The 15,445-nt window shown below is 61.4% G+C and carries 19 protein-coding genes; 8 read left to right on the top strand and 11 right to left on the bottom strand.

The window, feature by feature from the left end:
• The first annotated feature begins 185 nt into the window (after positions 1-185).
• Complete coding sequence (locus tag BUC36_RS18980; RefSeq protein ID WP_159436003.1) at positions 186-362, top strand: hypothetical protein; 177 nt, start codon at positions 186-188, stop codon at positions 360-362.
• Between the two features lie 34 nt (positions 363-396).
• On the opposite strand, the gene pyk is transcribed toward BUC36_RS18980, so the two are convergent.
• Complete coding sequence (gene pyk, locus BUC36_RS08235; RefSeq protein ID WP_073274747.1) at positions 397-1,833, bottom strand: pyruvate kinase; 1,437 nt, start codon at positions 1,831-1,833, stop codon at positions 397-399.
• Between the two features lie 190 nt (positions 1,834-2,023).
• Between pyk and BUC36_RS08240 the strand changes: the two genes are divergently transcribed.
• Both BUC36_RS08240 and BUC36_RS08245 read left to right on the top strand, forming a co-directional pair.
• On the top strand, positions 2,024-2,497 hold the full coding sequence (locus BUC36_RS08240; protein ID WP_073273530.1) for an META domain-containing protein: 474 nt from the start codon (positions 2,024-2,026) through the stop codon (positions 2,495-2,497).
• A 64-nt stretch (positions 2,498-2,561) separates the two neighbouring features.
• Entirely contained in the window at positions 2,562-3,059 is a 498-nt protein-coding gene (locus BUC36_RS08245) for an META domain-containing protein (protein WP_073273532.1), read from the top strand.
• A gap of 313 nt (positions 3,060-3,372) precedes the next feature.
• On the opposite strand, the gene smrA is transcribed toward BUC36_RS08245, so the two are convergent.
• The 6 genes from smrA to BUC36_RS08275 form a co-directional block, all read right to left on the bottom strand.
• Positions 3,373-3,972, bottom strand: a complete 600-nt coding sequence (smrA, locus tag BUC36_RS08250) for a DNA endonuclease SmrA (RefSeq protein ID WP_073273536.1) — start codon at positions 3,970-3,972, stop codon at positions 3,373-3,375.
• A gap of 269 nt (positions 3,973-4,241) precedes the next feature.
• The gene (locus BUC36_RS08255) at positions 4,242-5,108 is read right to left on the bottom strand and encodes an SDR family oxidoreductase (protein WP_084535725.1); all 867 of its coding nucleotides are present in this window, start codon (positions 5,106-5,108) and stop codon (positions 4,242-4,244) included.
• On the bottom strand, positions 5,080-5,550 hold the full coding sequence (locus BUC36_RS08260) for an acyl-CoA thioesterase (RefSeq protein ID WP_073273538.1): 471 nt from the start codon (positions 5,548-5,550) through the stop codon (positions 5,080-5,082). The genes BUC36_RS08255 and BUC36_RS08260 overlap by 29 nt, the downstream gene beginning before the upstream one ends.
• A gap of 135 nt (positions 5,551-5,685) precedes the next feature.
• Positions 5,686-6,183 carry a protein-export chaperone SecB gene (gene secB / locus BUC36_RS08265; RefSeq protein WP_073273541.1) on the bottom strand — a complete coding sequence of 166 codons (498 nt, stop codon included), beginning with the start codon at positions 6,181-6,183 and terminating at the stop codon, positions 5,686-5,688.
• Positions 6,184-6,365: 182 nt separating this feature from the next.
• Entirely contained in the window at positions 6,366-6,617 is a 252-nt protein-coding gene (grxC, locus tag BUC36_RS08270) for a glutaredoxin 3 (protein ID WP_073273543.1), read from the bottom strand.
• A gap of 42 nt (positions 6,618-6,659) precedes the next feature.
• Positions 6,660-7,070, bottom strand: a complete 411-nt coding sequence (locus BUC36_RS08275) for a rhodanese-like domain-containing protein (RefSeq protein ID WP_234994927.1) — start codon at positions 7,068-7,070, stop codon at positions 6,660-6,662.
• A 356-nt stretch (positions 7,071-7,426) separates the two neighbouring features.
• Here BUC36_RS08275 and gpmI point away from each other — a divergent pair, with 356 nt between their 5' ends.
• The 4 genes from gpmI to BUC36_RS08295 all read left to right on the top strand — a co-directional run bounded on the left by gpmI (position 7,427) and on the right by BUC36_RS08295 (position 11,955).
• The gene (gene gpmI, locus BUC36_RS08280) at positions 7,427-8,977 is read left to right on the top strand and encodes a 2,3-bisphosphoglycerate-independent phosphoglycerate mutase (protein WP_073273544.1); all 1,551 of its coding nucleotides are present in this window, start codon (positions 7,427-7,429) and stop codon (positions 8,975-8,977) included.
• Positions 8,974-10,107, top strand: coding sequence for a murein hydrolase activator EnvC family protein (locus BUC36_RS08285; RefSeq protein ID WP_073273546.1), 1,134 nt, complete (start codon positions 8,974-8,976; stop codon positions 10,105-10,107). The genes gpmI and BUC36_RS08285 overlap by 4 nt, the downstream gene beginning before the upstream one ends.
• Before the next feature lie 142 nt (positions 10,108-10,249).
• Positions 10,250-11,599 (top strand): S41 family peptidase, encoded by a 1,350-nt coding sequence (locus BUC36_RS08290; RefSeq protein ID WP_073273548.1) that lies wholly within the window; start codon positions 10,250-10,252, stop codon positions 11,597-11,599.
• Between the two features lie 95 nt (positions 11,600-11,694).
• Positions 11,695-11,955, top strand: a complete 261-nt coding sequence (locus tag BUC36_RS08295) for a DUF6316 family protein (RefSeq protein WP_073273551.1) — start codon at positions 11,695-11,697, stop codon at positions 11,953-11,955.
• Positions 11,956-11,982: 27 nt separating this feature from the next.
• Here the strand turns inward: BUC36_RS08295 and hisF are convergent, their stop codons facing one another.
• The 4 genes from hisF to hisB form a co-directional block, all read right to left on the bottom strand.
• Positions 11,983-12,765, bottom strand: coding sequence for an imidazole glycerol phosphate synthase subunit HisF (gene hisF / locus BUC36_RS08300; protein WP_073273553.1), 783 nt, complete (start codon positions 12,763-12,765; stop codon positions 11,983-11,985).
• A gap of 124 nt (positions 12,766-12,889) precedes the next feature.
• Positions 12,890-13,651 (bottom strand): 1-(5-phosphoribosyl)-5-[(5-phosphoribosylamino)methylideneamino]imidazole-4-carboxamide isomerase, encoded by a 762-nt coding sequence (hisA, locus tag BUC36_RS08305; protein WP_073273555.1) that lies wholly within the window; start codon positions 13,649-13,651, stop codon positions 12,890-12,892.
• A 95-nt stretch (positions 13,652-13,746) separates the two neighbouring features.
• Positions 13,747-14,400 carry an imidazole glycerol phosphate synthase subunit HisH gene (gene hisH, locus BUC36_RS08310; RefSeq protein WP_073273557.1) on the bottom strand — a complete coding sequence of 218 codons (654 nt, stop codon included), beginning with the start codon at positions 14,398-14,400 and terminating at the stop codon, positions 13,747-13,749.
• Positions 14,400-14,987, bottom strand: coding sequence for an imidazoleglycerol-phosphate dehydratase HisB (gene hisB / locus BUC36_RS08315; RefSeq protein ID WP_073273559.1), 588 nt, complete (start codon positions 14,985-14,987; stop codon positions 14,400-14,402). Before hisB ends, hisH begins: the two co-directional genes overlap by 1 nt.
• An 83-nt stretch (positions 14,988-15,070) precedes the next feature.
• Here hisB and BUC36_RS08320 point away from each other — a divergent pair, with 83 nt between their 5' ends.
• Positions 15,071-15,403: a hypothetical protein gene (locus BUC36_RS08320; RefSeq protein ID WP_073273561.1), complete on the top strand. Its 333-nt coding sequence runs from the start codon at positions 15,071-15,073 to the stop codon at positions 15,401-15,403.
• The last annotated feature ends 42 nt before the right edge of the window (positions 15,404-15,445 follow it).

A 15,445-nucleotide genomic window follows, 5' to 3' on the forward strand; every position in this document is an offset into this window, starting at 1 on the left:
TTATCTTTGTCGCTCCATTCTATGGGGGAAAGGCGCGGCAGCCCAGCACCAAGATCACAGAAGCACTGTCGTCAGTTTGAACAAATTGGCGGGAAAAACCTCACTTTGACGGCTGCTTCCTCTAGGCTGAAACAGAGCGCGGAGCAAATTCGCGTCTGCCATAAACGAGTCTCGAGGTACCTGCGGTGCAGAAATTAAGTTGTATTCTGCTGGCCGTGGCCTTGGCGACAGGAGTTGCCGGTTGTTCGACAACCGCGCCCGAGGGAGCCCCCAAAGCATTGACAATGAACGGTCAGAAGTTCTACTGCGTGGAACAGGAGCTGGAAACCAAGACCCTGGTGCGCTGCGTGCGCGCCTCTTAGCAAAGCTGGCGCAGACACGCTGGCCACCAGGGGCTTAGTCGACCTGCAGGATACGCAGTGTATCTGTGCTGCCGCCCACGTCCTGGTGGTAGCCGCGGGATACCAGTACGAAGTCCCCCTTCTGTAACAGCTTGCGCTCTTTGAGGTAGTTGATGGCCTGCAGGTCCCGCGACGGCCCATCCATGCCCTCTACGTCCATCAGGACCGGATCGACGCCGCGATAGAGTGCCACGCGGCTACAGCTGCTGCGGTGGCGACAGAAGGCGAATATCGGTATGTCCGAGCGTACCCGCGACATCAGCAATGCGGTATTGCCGGTTTCGGTCTGGCAGATAATGGCCTTGATATCCCGACAGTGGTTGGCGATGGTCATCGCGGCCATTGCGATACACGCGTCCCCGGCCGGGTAGTTGTCCTGCATGATCCGCGGCGGTCGCCGGGTAGCGCGGTGCTTTTCCGCCCCGGCGATTACGTCGGCCATATGTTCGACGGTTTCCACCGGGTAGTCACCGGCTGCGGTCTCCGCCGACAGCATGACCGCGTCGGTGCCATCCAGCACCGCGTTGGCCACATCACAGACCTCGGCGCGGGTGGGCACCGGACTCGAGATCATCGACTCCATCATTTGCGTCGCCGTAATTGCCACCCGGTTGAGGTGCCGCGCGCGGCGGATCAGGTATTTCTGCACCCCCATCAGTTCGGCATCGCCAATTTCCACCGCCAAGTCACCGCGCGCCACCATAATGGCGTCGCTGGCGAGTATCAGCTCGTCCAGGTTTGTCTCGTCGGCCACCGCTTCCGCGCGCTCGATCTTGGCGACGATATGGGCACTGCCACCGGCGGCGCGCAACAGCTGGCGCGCCTTTTCGATATCGGCGGCGTCGCGGGGAAATGACACCGCCAGATAATCGAGTTCCAGCTCAGCCGCTACCTTGATGTCCCTGCGGTCTTTCTGCGTCAGCGCCGGCGCAGTCAGCCCGCCACCCAGCTTGTTGATGCCCTTGTTGTTGGACAGCCAGCCGCCGACTTCCACACGGGTTGCAAGGGCGGAGCCGTCGATTTGCAGTACCTGCAGCCGCAGGCGGCCGTCATCCAGCAGCAGTGTGTCACCGATGGCGCAGTCGTCGGCGAGTTCCGCGTAGTCCACCGACACCCCTTTGACATTGCCGCCGCCGTCGGGCCAGGCCGGGTCCAGTACGAAATCTGCCCCCTTCTCCAGGCGCGCGCGCCCCTCGCTGAACTTGCCGACGCGGATCTTGGGGCCCTGCAGATCCCCCAGCACCGCCACATGGCGCCCCTGGCGCGCCGCCTCCTCCCGCACCTGCTCGGCGCGGCGACGGTGATCCTCGGCAATACCGTGGGAGAAGTTGAGGCGCACCGTGTCCACCCCGGAGGCGATCAATTGTTGAAGGATGCCGGCCTTGTCGGTTGCGGGGCCGAGGGTGGCGACGACCTTGGTACGTCTGATCATGCGGAACAACTTCCCTGCCGTTGATCACCGGCTGCTTTTTCCGGCAATAGAGCAAGCATAGCTTGTCGCCTAAATCGACTCCGCGCCGCGTACAGCAACTAAGCTTTCCTTAGCAGTTTTTTGGAGACCGGCGTCCGCTACTGGTTGAAATCGGCGCCATTGTCAGGGAAAGAAAGGGAGTTGCACGCCAATGAGCAGACTCATACTGTTATGGCTGCTGGGAGCGGTACTGGTGGTGGGGGGGTGTCTCGGCGTAGGCACCGAAGAGGCGCCGGTGGTCCAGTCCGCCGGCAACATGAATGCCGTTTGCGGCAACAAGTGGCAGCTCACACGCCTGCGGGTCAACGGGGAGGCCGTTTCCGTAGCGGAGGCCGATCGCTTTACCTTCCTGTGCAATCTCGACGGCAATGTGATGGGCAAAAGCGGCATCAATACCTATCGCGGCTCAATGCAGATTACCGACAACGGCCAGCTGCTGTGGGATACCTCCAGTTTCGCCTCCACCAAGATGGCCGGACCCGATGCGCTGATGCAGCAGGAAAATGCCTACTTGCGTGCCCTCTCCGGGACCCGGCAGGCGTTCACCAAATCTGGTGGTGCGCGACTGATACTGCGCGATGCCGCTGGGGATATCTATATAGAATATGTCAAGGTCGGACCTTGAACGAGGCCACAGACGGCCCGGCCTTTTTCAGGTTAAATATCATAAAAATAACGAGACGGGTCTTATGCTGCGATCCCACAAGCGCTTTCCATCACTGGTTCCGGTTGCACTGATGCTGGCCCTGTCGGGCTGCGGCACGGTTGAAGAAACCAGACTGGCGGAAAGCGAGGGGGAGCGGTCAGTCTGTGATCATCAATGGCTGCTGGAAAGCCTGTCGGTCGACGGGCGCGAACATCGCTCGCGCCTGCTGTGGAAAAAATTCTGGCGCGACCGCCCTTATCTCACCTGCGATGACCTCGGCTACGTGCGTGGCAGTGCCGGCAGTAACCCATACCTGGGCCGTTTCTCACTCTCCGATAGCGGCGCAATTTCTTGGCCTCAGGTGCCAGCAGTTTCGCGCATGAGCGATGTCCGGGACAGCAGTGAACTGGAAAAGGATTATCTCAAGGCACTGCCGCAAACCGAGAGCCTCAAAGTAGAGGGCGATTCGCTGATTATGCGCAGTGAAAGCGGTAAAACCCGGCTCGAATTCAGGCGCGTCGCGGAAATGCCGCGCAAGTAATCGCGGGCCTCACTTATCGACGCCGATGCAGCTTGTCTGCTACCCCCCCAAAAAAATGGCGACCAATTAGGTCGCCAAACATTAACAATCAAGAAGGGTCAAAATCCGCAATTCGCGAATCTAATGAGAGAAGATCAACGCTGCTTCTGACTGCCGCTCGAACCCTAACGAGGCGGACAAGCAATTCGTTGTGATTGCATCTTAGCTGTCGGTAGTGACAAACAGATGACAGAAATGGCTACTTCGTGGCCGAGTTATTGATCCGACTCTTCCTCCCCGAGCGGGGTCCTGATTCCACCCTGAATATGCAGCCTTAGCGGTTGCGGCGCTGGTGCTGCTCCAGGTTCTCCTGTCTCTTGCGCTCGCTTTTACGCAGCAGTACATAAGTAGCTCCCAGGCCACCGTGCTGCTTCTGCGCACTGTGAAAAGCCAGAACTTCACGGAGTTGCGGCAACCAGTGGTTGACGCAACTTTTCAACAGCGCCGGCTGCTTGCGACCCTCGCCCTTGCCATGGGTTATCAGCGCGCAGCGCACATCGGCCTCCACGCAATCGCGCACGAATTCCACGACGGCGCGGCGTGCCAGTTCCACCGAGTGGCGGTGCAGGTCGAGCCGCGCATCCACCGCGTATTTACCCAGCCGCAGGTTGCGGTAGACACCGTTCTGCACACCGTCGCGCTTGAATTCCAGCGGATCCCAGGGGTCGACAAGCTCGACATACTCACCGGAGAGAGGGTTCAGCTCACGGGCAGTTTCTGCCGTGGCGGCTTCGCGTCGCGCGCGTCGGTTCAGTTCCGCATCCTTGCTCTCTTTGTTCAATGCCACGCGGCGCTCCTGCGCCAATGGCTTGACGTCGCCCAACTCGCCGAGCGCGTCCTGAAAAAGATCGCTGTCGCTTGTGTACTGCCCCATACCAAATGCCCTAATCAGAGCCCTCCAAATTGTTCACAGTAAGGCGCCGCTCGAAGGGAATGGCCCACCCTTTCCAAGAGCGGCAACGCCGCTGTGGGCAACTTGGGGGGCTCCCTTCGGGCGAGCCGCTAGGCAACCATCTGCTGCGTTGCATTAACTTGACGTAGCCGGCTACGCCGGCGCAAATGCGCCTTGCACCTGGCCGCCTAGCGGCTCGCTGATTAGGGCATTTGGTATGGGGCAGTACACATTTACTCCCCCCAGCTTAATTACGGTTCAAGAAACAGATCGACCGCCAACTGGTCGGCCATGGCGGGGTTGTGGGCATAGTCGGTTAAGTCGGTAACGCCGCGCTCGCCCAACAGCTCCTCGTCGATCAGCTGGCTGCCAGTCAGTGCGCCATTTTCCGTGATCAGGATTTCATAGGCCGCATCGGCCATGACCGCCGGCTTGCGGCTCTGCTCAAACATCTCGCGATTACCGACGGCAAACTCGATCGCCGCGGTGGCCACCAGGGTGCGCGGCCACAGCGTAGTGACACTGATACCCGCCTCGCGCAGTTCCTCGGCCAATCCCATGCTCAAGATGGTCATGCCAAACTTTGACAGCGCGTAGGGAGCGAAGGGTCCCAACCACTTCGGCTGCAGGTTCAGCGGCGGCGACAGGCTGAGGATATGGCCGTTCGCCGACTGCTTCAGGTAGGGCATCGCCAGATGTGCCGTCAAATAGACGGCGCGGCTGTTGATGCTCTGCATCAGGTCGTAGCGTTTCGGCGGCGTGGACTCGACGTTGGTCAGGTTGATGGCACCGGCATTGTTCACCACCGCATCGATACCACCGAACTGCTCGGCGGCCTGCGCCATGGCCTCCGCGACCCGCTGCTCATCGCGCACATCCACCTGCAATGCCAGCGCCCTGCCACCGGCGGCCTCGACCTCCGACGCCACCGAATAGATGGTGCCGGGCAGCTTTGGGTGGGGCTCGGCGGATTTGGCCGCAATGACGATATTGGCCCCGTCGGCCGCACACTTGAGCGCAATGGCGCGACCTATGCCGCGGCTGGCACCGGTAATAAAGATCGTCTTGCCCTTGAGGGCACCGGTGTTGTCAGTCAGGGTGAGATATTCTTCCGTCACTATCGGCCTCCGGGGCAATGACTGCCGGGCAGTAAATTTCCTTAAAGATTTGGGGCATACGCTTCGGCTTGCCGCTGGACAGCTCGATACACACCATCTGCCACTGGGCCCGCAGAATCAGCGCCTCGTCGGAGGCGCGGAACACCTGGAAGCGACGGGTCATATTGAGGCGCCCGTCCACCTTGGTGAGCCAGGTGCCAAACAACAGCTCGTCGCCTTCCCTGGCGGCCAGTATATAGTCGTACTCACCGTGACGAATGGCCATTCCGCGGTCGAGGCCCTGGTAATTTGTGACATCCAGCCCCAGCGCTGCGCTGTGTGCCCAGCCGGCCCGCTCGCACCAGCGCACGTATTCGGCGTTGTTGGCATGATGCAGGCCGTCCACATGTCCCGGCGCTACAGTGACTTTCCAGATAAAGGGCCGCGGTAAGTCCCACTGCATTGGCGGATATCTCATTTTGCTGTGATACCGGGGAGCCTATGTGATCTCCCTGCTAGCGACAAGGCGCCGTTGCGCCAGCGGCAGATGCAAAAAAGGCCCCGGTTGGGGCCTTTTCTTGCGATTCTCGGGGAAGACTTAGACTTCCGCGTCTGCCTTCGCGCCTTCGCCCTGCTGCTGTGCCTGGGCCAGTGCCGCGGCGAAGAGGGCATCGAAGTTGATCGGCGGCAGCATCAGGGCAGGGAAGGAGCCCTTGGTTACCACGTTGTCCACCACTTCGCGGGCGTAGGGGAACAGGATCTGCGGGCAGGCAGTGTTCAGGGCCTGCGCCAGCTGCTGACCTTCCAGACCCTTGATACCGAACAGGCCGGCCTGCTTCACTTCCACCAGGAAAGCGGTCTCTTCTTCCAGCTTGACGGTAATGGTCAGAGTCAGAGCCACTTCGTACAGATCTTCGTCGATCTTCGCAGTCTGGGTGTTAAGCTCCTGGTTGACCTGGGGCTTCCACTGCTTTTTAAAGACCTCAGCGCCCATCGGTGTTTCGAAGGAGAGATCTTTCAGATAAATGCGTTGCATCGCAAATTGCACTTGCGGGGCCTCTGCGTTTGCCGCTGCGCCGTTTTGTTCTTCAGCCATGTTACTGCCTGTTCTTTATATAAATGGTTTATTCATGCCTTCCGTGAGAAAGACTCCCTGTATGAGTCTTTCAAATGGGGCCTTCGAATACCGTTTCAAGGCCGGAAATCGATAAATAGCAACTTTCTGCGTCGGGCGTTGCGGCCCTGACTGTGACCGGCTGTCCCGTCGGTGCCTGCTCTTCAGCCGAGCAATCCGTCCAGCTGGCGACTGCGCTCCAGCGCCATCAGCTCATCGCAACCGCCCACGTGGCGGTCGCCGATCCAGATCTGCGGCACGGAGCGTCGACCGGCCCTGGCGGCCATCTGCGCGCGCAGGTTGGGGTCGCTGTCCACTGCTATCTCGCGATATTTCACGCCCTTGCTGTCGAGCAGTTGCTTGGCGCGAATGCAGTAGGGGCAGAAACGGGTGGTATAGATAACAACGTCTTGCATAAATGGATTCCGCTAAACCTCAGCGCAGCAGTTACTGCAGTATCAACCCTTGACCAGCGGCAAATTCTGGTTCGCCCACTCGCTCATACCGCCCTGCAGGCGCCGCACCTGGAAACCCTGCTGCTTCAGCAGGCGACCCACGGCGCCGGCGTGCTGACCGAGCTTATCGGCGACAATCAGCGGCTTGTCCTTGTATGAGGTCAGTTCGCTAACCCGCTCGGCCACCTCGCCGTGGGGGATATGCACCGCGTCGACGATATGGCCCGCGCTGAACTCACTGCGGTCGCGCACGTCGAGTACCCGCGCGCCGTCGATATTGATCAGACGCGTGACTTCGTGCACCGAAGCCGGGGTGCCGGCCTTGTAGCGCTCGCTCAGCGCAAATGCGTAGAGTAAAACCACCAACAGGCTGACCAGCAGCCACTGCTCGCTCATAAAGACGAAAAAGTCCACTTCGCTTCCTTTTATTTCCAGCAATCCAACAGGTCGTCCTGACCTGTTGGATTGTCGCCCGCAACAGGCTGGCGCAGCTGCGCGGAGCCGCTTGCCAGTTGCGGGCTCGCGCCGGCCATGGCCGGCGTCGGCGCATCCCCGCGCCGCATCGTTCGTTTTATTGTCAATGGCGCCAGCGGCGCCCAATGCGGCGGGAGTATACACGATTGTGGCGAATTCTTAACCAGCCCACCCCCTTTTAATAGCAGGGTGTACCGGATCCACCGGGCGGCCTCGCTGGACGTGGTTAAAGGGTGCACAAACAGGTTAAAATCCGCGTCCCCGATTGAATCCACCGGCAGAGGAACACTTTCGCTATGGCCGCTGAGCAACAACCGCATAAACGTCCCCTGGTCCTGCTGATCCTGGACGGCTTCGGCCACAGCGACAATCCCGAGCACAACGCCATTCAGGCCGCCAACTCGCCGGTCTGGGACCGGATCTGGGCGACCAGGCCCAAGACCCTGATCCAGACCTCCGGTATGGCGGTGGGTCTGCCGGAAGGGCAGATGGGCAACTCCGAGGTCGGCCACATGACCCTCGGCGCCGGCCGGGTCGTCTACCAGAACTACACCCGCATCAACAAGGCGATCGAGGATGGCGATTTCTTCCGCAATCCCGCCTATACGGCGGCGGTGGACAAGGCCATCGCCAACAGCGGCGCCGTCCATATCATGGGCCTGCTGTCCGAGGGCGGCGTGCACAGCCACGAGGACCACATAGTCGCGATGGTGACCCTGGCGGCCCAGCGCGGCGCCACGGAAATCTATGTCCACGCCTTCCTCGACGGTCGCGATACACCGCCGCGCAGCGCCGAGCCGTCCCTGGCGCGCGTGATGCAGGTGTGCGATGCCGTCGGCACCGCGCGCATCGCCACACTGGCCGGGCGCTACTTCGCCATGGATCGCGACCAGCGCTGGGAGCGCGTTCAGCCGGTCTACGATCTGCTGACCCAGGGCAAAGCCGAGTACCAGGCTGAAGACGCGCTCGCCGGTCTCGCCGCCGCCTACGAACGCGGCGAAAACGACGAATTCGTCGCCCCGACCCAGATCGGCGCCGCGGCACCGATCAAGGACGGCGACGCCCTCATTTTCATGAACTTCCGCCCGGACCGCGCGCGCCAACTGACCCGCGCCTTCACCGAAGCGGACTTCGACGGCTTTGCCCGCGAAGTTGCGCCGAAACTGGCAGATTTCGTCATGACCACCCAGTACGCTGCCAGCATCCACGCCAGTTGCGCCTTCCCGCCGGAAAACCTGGTGAACTCCCTCGGTGAGTACCTGGCCGCCCAGGGCAAGACCCAGCTGCGCATTGCCGAGACCGAGAAGTACGCCCATGTGACCTTTTTCTTCAGCGGCGGCCGCGAGGAGCCCTTCGCCGGCGAGACCCGCGAGCTGATCAAGTCGCCGAATGTGGCCACTTACGACCTGCAGCCGGAGATGAGCGCACCGGAAGTGACCGACAAGCTGGTCGCGGCCATCGAGAGCGGTGCCTACGACGCCATTATCTGCAACTATGCCAATGGCGACATGGTGGGCCACACCGGAATTTTCGAGGCCGCAGTCAAGGCCGTGGAGGCACTCGACGCCTGTGTCGACCGCGTAGTGAGCGCGGCCCTGGCCGGCGGCGGCGAAGTACTGATCACTGCTGATCACGGCAACGTCGAGGAGATGTTTGACGCCGGTTCCGGCCAGGTCAGCACCCAGCACTCCACCCTGCCGGTGCCCTTCGTCTATATTGGTGAGCGCAAAGTGAACCTGCGCGAGGGCGGCAGCCTGGCCGACGTGGCGCCGACCATGTTAGCGTTAATGGACCTGCCGCAACCCGCCGAGATGACCGGTCAGAGTCTGGTGCAATTCGACCAATGAAATATTTCGCCGTAATTATTTTCGCGCTTTTGTCCCTGCCGGTCTGGTCGCAAGCCGCGGCCGACGAGGACCAGCAGGCGCGCCTCGCTGAAATCAAGCAGCGCATCGAAACGCTGCAGCAAGAACTCAACGAGGTGCGCAGCCAGCGCGACCAGCTGCTCAAGGACCTGGAGAACAACGAGAAGAGCATTTCCGATCTGCACCAGCGCATCGACCAGATCAAGCGGGACATGCGCAGCCGCACGGACAAGCTGCAGGAGCTGAAGCAGGAACAGCAGCAGCTGGAGGAGTCGCGGCGAAGTATGCAGCGGCGGGTCGAGCAGGAAGTCGCCGCCGCTTACCGACTCGGCAGACAGGAGCAGATCAAGCTGCTCCTGAATCAGCAAGATCCACAACACATCGCCCGCCAGCTCCGCTATCACGAATACTTCCTCCAAGAACGCAGCCGCGTCATCGACGATTACCTCGACACCCTCACCTCCCTGCAGACCGTCAGCACCTCGATCCAGCGCGAGCGCGACACGCTCGACACGGAACGACGCCAGCTGCAGGAGCGGGAAACCCAGCTGCGCGGCGCGCAGCAAGAGAGGAGCAAAACGCTGGACAAACTGGCGGCGCGCCTGGCGGACAAGAGCGGCGAGATGCAGCAGTTAAAGAGCGACCGCTCGCGCCTGCAGAAACTGGTGGACGAGGTGGGCCGCGCCATCGCCTCCCTGGTCAACCCCCAGGACCAGCAGCCGTTCACGAAACAGCGGGGGCGCATGCAGTGGCCAGTGCAGGGCCGCCGCGCCAACGCCTATGGCCAGCGGCGCGCCAACGGCATCACCTGGAAGGGCATCACCATTCGCGCCAATGAGGGCGAACCGGTGCGCGCCATTCACCGCGGCCGCGTGGTCTTTTCGGATTATCTGCGCGGCCAGGGCATGCTGATGATCCTGGACCACGGCGACGGCTTCATGAGTCTCTACGCGCACAACCAGTCACTGACCCGCAGCCTCGGCGAGTGGGTCGAAAGCGGCGATACCATTGCCCGTGTCGGCAACAGTGGCGGACTCGCGCACAGCGGTGTCTATTTCGAAATCCGCCACCGCGGCCAGCCACAGGACCCCACCCTCTGGTGCCGCACGTGATTTAGCGCTGCCGGGCGGCCGCGCAGATCGCCCCGCAGAAAAATCGCACAGTTGATACAGCCGCCAACTTAGAAACCCTGCCAGCCGCCTCGGTCTACACTTTCGCAAAGAAGCGAAGAAATAAGGCAGAGGTTTCAACGACATGTTCACGCCCAAAGCGCTGACTACTTTTATCGGCGCAGCCGCCCTCACCGCTCTGCCCCTGATGGGCCTCAGTGAAGGCGGCTCTTCCCCCAAACTGATTCCCGAAACCACAAGCCGGCTGCCGCTGGAAGACCTGCGCAGCTTCGCCAAAGTGTTCGAACAGATCCGCCAGGGCTATATCGAAGAAGTGGACGACAGTACCCTGCTGGAATACGCCATCAAGGGCATGTTGCAGGGCCTGGATCCACACTCCTCCTACCTGGACCGCGAATCCTTCGACGACCTGCAGGCCAATACCACTGGCGAGTTTGCCGGCCTCGGCATTGAGGTGGGCATAGAGAACGACCATATCACTGTCGTCACACCGATGGACGACACCCCGGCCGCCCGCGCCGGCCTGAAATCCGGCGACATCATCCTGCGCCTGTCCGGCAAATCCATGAAAGGGGTCAGCCTGGATGAGGCGGTGGAACGTATGCGCGGCCCCAAGGGCAGCAGTGTCACACTGACGATCGCGCGCAAGGGCTACAAGGCCCCCTTCGAGGTTACGCTCAAACGCGACACCGTTCGGGTGCGCAGCGTGCGCGGCGAGATACTCGATGAGGGCTACGCCTATCTGCGTATCAGCCAGTTCCAGCTCGATACCGGCAGCGATGTGGCGCGGGAAATTCGCAAACTGCAGCAGAAGGGCAAACTGAAGGGCCTGATCGTCGACCTGCGCAACAATCCCGGCGGCGTGCTGCAATCATCGGTGGAAGTTGCCGACGCATTTCTCGAGGAAGGACTGGTTGTCTATACCGAGGGCCGCACAGAATCCTCCAACCTGAGCTACTCCGCCGAACCCGGTGACCTGACCGAGGGCGCTCCGCTGGTGGTACTGATCAATGAGGGCTCCGCCTCCGCCGCCGAGATTGTCGCCGGCGCCCTGCAGGACCATCGCCGCGCCGTGGTAATGGGCACCGACAGTTTCGGCAAGGGCTCGGTGCAGACGGTCATCCCGATCAACAATGAGCGCGCCATCAAACTCACCACTGCGCTCTACTTCACCCCCAATGGCCGCTCGATCCAGGCTCAGGGCATCACACCCGATATCGTGGTGGAACGGGTCAAGGTGACCCGCTTGCAGGAGCGTGCGCGCGCTACCGAGGCCGACCTGGCCGGCCACCTGGGCAACGGCAACGGCGGCCAGGAGCGCAATGCCGCCGATCGCGCCAAGGAAAAAGAGGGCCGCGATGACTGGCACGATCGCGACAACCAGATTTTCGAGGCGCTCAATGTGCTCAAGGGGCTGAATCTGTACGCCCAACGGGACAGGGAATTGCGGGAGCGCGTCGCCAGCGCTAATTGATCCCGCCACGGAGGTAGGGCGAATCCTGCATTCGCCTTTTCGGCAGTCAGCGAAACCGCGCGAGTTACCTTCGTGCACGGTTTTGGTAAGTTGTTATGCAGCAGTATCGCGCCGGCGAAGAGGGACGCCCCATCCCCCTGCGCTCCGACCGTTTCTATAAATTGGGAGACGACTGGTACTTTCAGGTGCGCGGTGGCAAATCCTTCGGCCCGTTCGCCTGCCGCAGCGAGGCCGAACGCGCAGTGCACTTGTTCTTTGATCCTCCGACGAAGGGCGGCGGCAATCAGAAAGGCGCGGTAATCCATCCATTCGGCCGCCAGCGCGCCAAATTGTGGCGCGATAACCACAAACACTGAGCAGCGCCGCCAGCCAATACTGCGCCCCTAGAGACGCATCTCTATTCCAGCCTCCGCCATGAAGGCTTTCGCTTCGGCGATGCTGTATTCGCCGAAGTGGAAGATACTCGCCGCCAGCACTGCATCCGCACCACCCTGCAATACGCCATCGGCCAGGTGTTGCAGATTGCCGACGCCGCCGGACGCGATTACCGGTACCGGCACGGCGTCGGCCACGGCGCGGGTCAAGGCCAGGTCGAAGCCATTCTTGGTGCCGTCCCTGTCCATACTGGTCAGCAGAATTTCACCGGCGCCCAGTTCCGCCATCCGTTTCGCCCACTCCACCGCATCGATGCCGGTGGGTTTGCGCCCGCCGTGGGTGAAGATTTCCCAGCGCTCTTCACCTTTCTCTCCACCCGCCTGCCCCACCTGCTTGGCATCGATGGCGACGACGATGCACTGGCTGCCAAAGCGCTCGGCAGCCTCGCGCACGAAGTCGGGATTTTTTACCGCAGCGGAATTGATCGCGGTCTTGTCTGCGCCGGCGTTCAACAGATTGCGGATATCCTGCAGGGTGCGCACGCCGCCGCCGACCGTCAGCGGAATAAAGACTTGCGACGCCATCTTTTCCACGGTGTGCAGCGTAGTGTCACGCTCTTCATGGGTGGCGGTGATATCGAGGAAGGTAATTTCGTCCGCGCCGGCCTCGTTGTAGCGGCGCGCGATTTCCACCGGGTCGCCGGCATCGCGGATATCGACAAAGTTCACGCCCTTCACCACGCGACCGGCGTCGACGTCCAGGCAGGGGATAATGCGTTTCGCAAGTCCCATTCTCGGGCACCTCGTAAAATTATCTTTTTGCACGATAGCGGCGTCGGCTCCGTGCTCGAATCCTCATGTATATCTATACATTGCGGTTCTGCGCGCGGGGCCTCCTTGCTCTCGCGCAAAAATCTTAATTTTCAGCGGCACCCGATTTCCGGAAGCTGTCGCAGAGCTGCTGCGCCTCGCGCAGGTCGAGCTTGTCTTCGTAGATCGCCCGGCCGGTGATTGCGCCGGCTATTTTGTGGGAAGAGTCACCGGCTTCGAGCAGTTGGCGGATATCCTCGATACTGCTGACGCCGCCGGAGGCGATGATCGGCAGCTGCACGGCGCGCGCCATTTCCAGCGTGGCCGGAATGTTCACACCCTGCATCATGCCGTCGCGGGCAATATCGGTGTAGACAATCGAGCTGACACCGCAGTCGGCAAACTGCTTCGCCAGTTCGGTGGCCTGCAGTTCGGATACCTCCGCCCAGCCCTCGGTGGCGACCAGCCCATCCTTCGCGTCCAGGCCGACGATGATGTGACCTTCGAATTCGCGACAGGCCTCTTTCACCAGCTGCGGATTCTTCACTGCGGCGGTGCCGATAATGACCCAGCTGACGCCCGCATCCAGGTATTTTTCGATGGTGTGCAGATCGCGGATACCACCGCCGATCTGCACCGGCAGATCCGGAAACTGTTTCGCGATCGCAGTCACCGCCTCGCCATTGACCGGGTTGCCGGCGAAGGCACCGTTCAGGTCCACCAGATGCAGCCGTCTTGCACCTTCGTTTACCCAGTGCTGGGCGGTGGCCAGCGGGTCGTCAGAAAATACTGTGGCGTCGTCCATCTCGCCCTGGCGCAGGCGTACACACTGGCCGTCTTTCAAGTCAATTGCGGGGATAACTATCATATTCGATAAAAACGTAGGGTGGGCCGAGCGCAGTCTGCCCTTCTTGCGAATTTTCTGGGCAATCTGCGCTTTGCCCGTCTCACAGGTCGAAAAGATCAGCAGCGACCGTTCCAGCCGACAAAATTTTTCAGCAACTGGAGGCCGGCATCGGCACTCTTCTCCGGATGGAACTGGGTGGCGAAAATATTGTTGCGGGCCACCGCGGCGGCGAGCGATACACCGTACTCGCTCTGACCGGCAACATCCGCACTGTCGTCGGCGGGCACATAGTAGCTGTGCACGAAATAAAAGCGGCTGCCGTCCTCGATACCCTTCCACAGCGGATGCAGACGCGTCTGCACCACCTGGTTCCAGCCCATATGGGGAACTTTCAACCTCGCGCCGCTGGCGCCTGCGTCGCGCAACTCATTGCCAAAAAACTTCACCGGGTGGGGGAAGATATCCAGGCAATCGACGCCGTTGTTCTCCTCACTGCGGCGCATCATGATCTGCATGCCGACGCAGATGCCGAGCACCGGCAGTCCGGATTCGATCGCGTCGTGCACCAGCGGCACAAAACCCGCCTCGACGAAGCCCGCCATGCAGTCGCGAATAGCGCCGACACCGGGCACCAGCAGGCGATCGGCGCCCTGCACCTGTTCCGGCGTGGTCGCCAGCACGACTTCGTCGGCGGGCGCGACCTTTGCCAGGGCACTGGCCACCGAGTGCAGGTTACCCATGCCGTAGTCGAGCACGGCGATCCTCTGCATCACAGCACACCCTTGGTCGACGGCATGGTGCCGGCCATGCGCGGATCCGGTGTCAGCGCCATGCGCAGCGCGCGGCCGAAGGCCTTGAACACCGTCTCCACCTGGTGGTGGGCGTTGTGGCCCTTGAGGCAGTCGATGTGCAGGGTCACCAGGGCGTGGTTCACAAAGCCCTGGAAAAACTCATAGAACAGCTCGGTATCGAAGTTGCCGATGCGCTTCTGGGTGAAGGGCACGCTCATCTCCAGGCCCGGGCGACCGGAGAAGTCCACCACTACGCGTGAGAGCGCCTCGTCCAGCGGCACGTAGCTGTGGCCGTAGCGGGTCATGCCCTTCTTGTCGCCCACCGCCTCGTTGATCGCCTTGCCGAGGGTGATGCCGATGTCCTCCACCGTGTGGTGGTCGTCGATGTGCACGTCGCCCTTGCAGGCGATATCCAGGTCGATCATGCCGTGGCGGGCGATCTGGTCGAGCATATGCTCGAGAAAGGGCACGCCGGTGTCGAACTGGCCGCGGCCGTCACCGTCCAGGTTGACGCTGACGGTGATCTTGGTTTCCAGGGTATCGCGGTTGACGCTGGCCTTGCGCATCGGATAGCGGTCCTTTTTCGGCGGTAAGACAGAAGGCGCGAATTATAGGACGAATGGGGCTCCCTGTGACCGGATAGTGTCAGATGAAACTTGATTCCGTGTCGCGGACGAATATCATACACCGCATGGTCATTCACTCCCGCCAAAGATCCCGTTTCTGGGCCAGCCTGTTGCTGCTGATCGCACTGATCGCGGCGCAGCCGGTATTGGCGGAGCATATTCACTTCAAGGACCCGACGCACGAGCTGTGCGATCTGTGCTTCAACCAGATGCCCGCCGCACCGGGCAGCGAGTACCGGACCTACCTGCCGGCCCGGACTTTCCACTACCTCACGCAGAGCGCCCCTGTCCCCGGCGACAGCCAGCCGGAGCGCCAGAGCGCCCGCGCACCCCCAGTACGCCTGTCATTCGCATAAATCACAACACCGATAATTTTGCTTAGTGGCGACGACCGCAGT

Origin of the sequence: Microbulbifer donghaiensis, from assembly GCF_900129095.1 — a bacterium.
Taxonomy (GTDB): domain Bacteria; phylum Pseudomonadota; class Gammaproteobacteria; order Pseudomonadales; family Cellvibrionaceae; genus Microbulbifer; species Microbulbifer donghaiensis.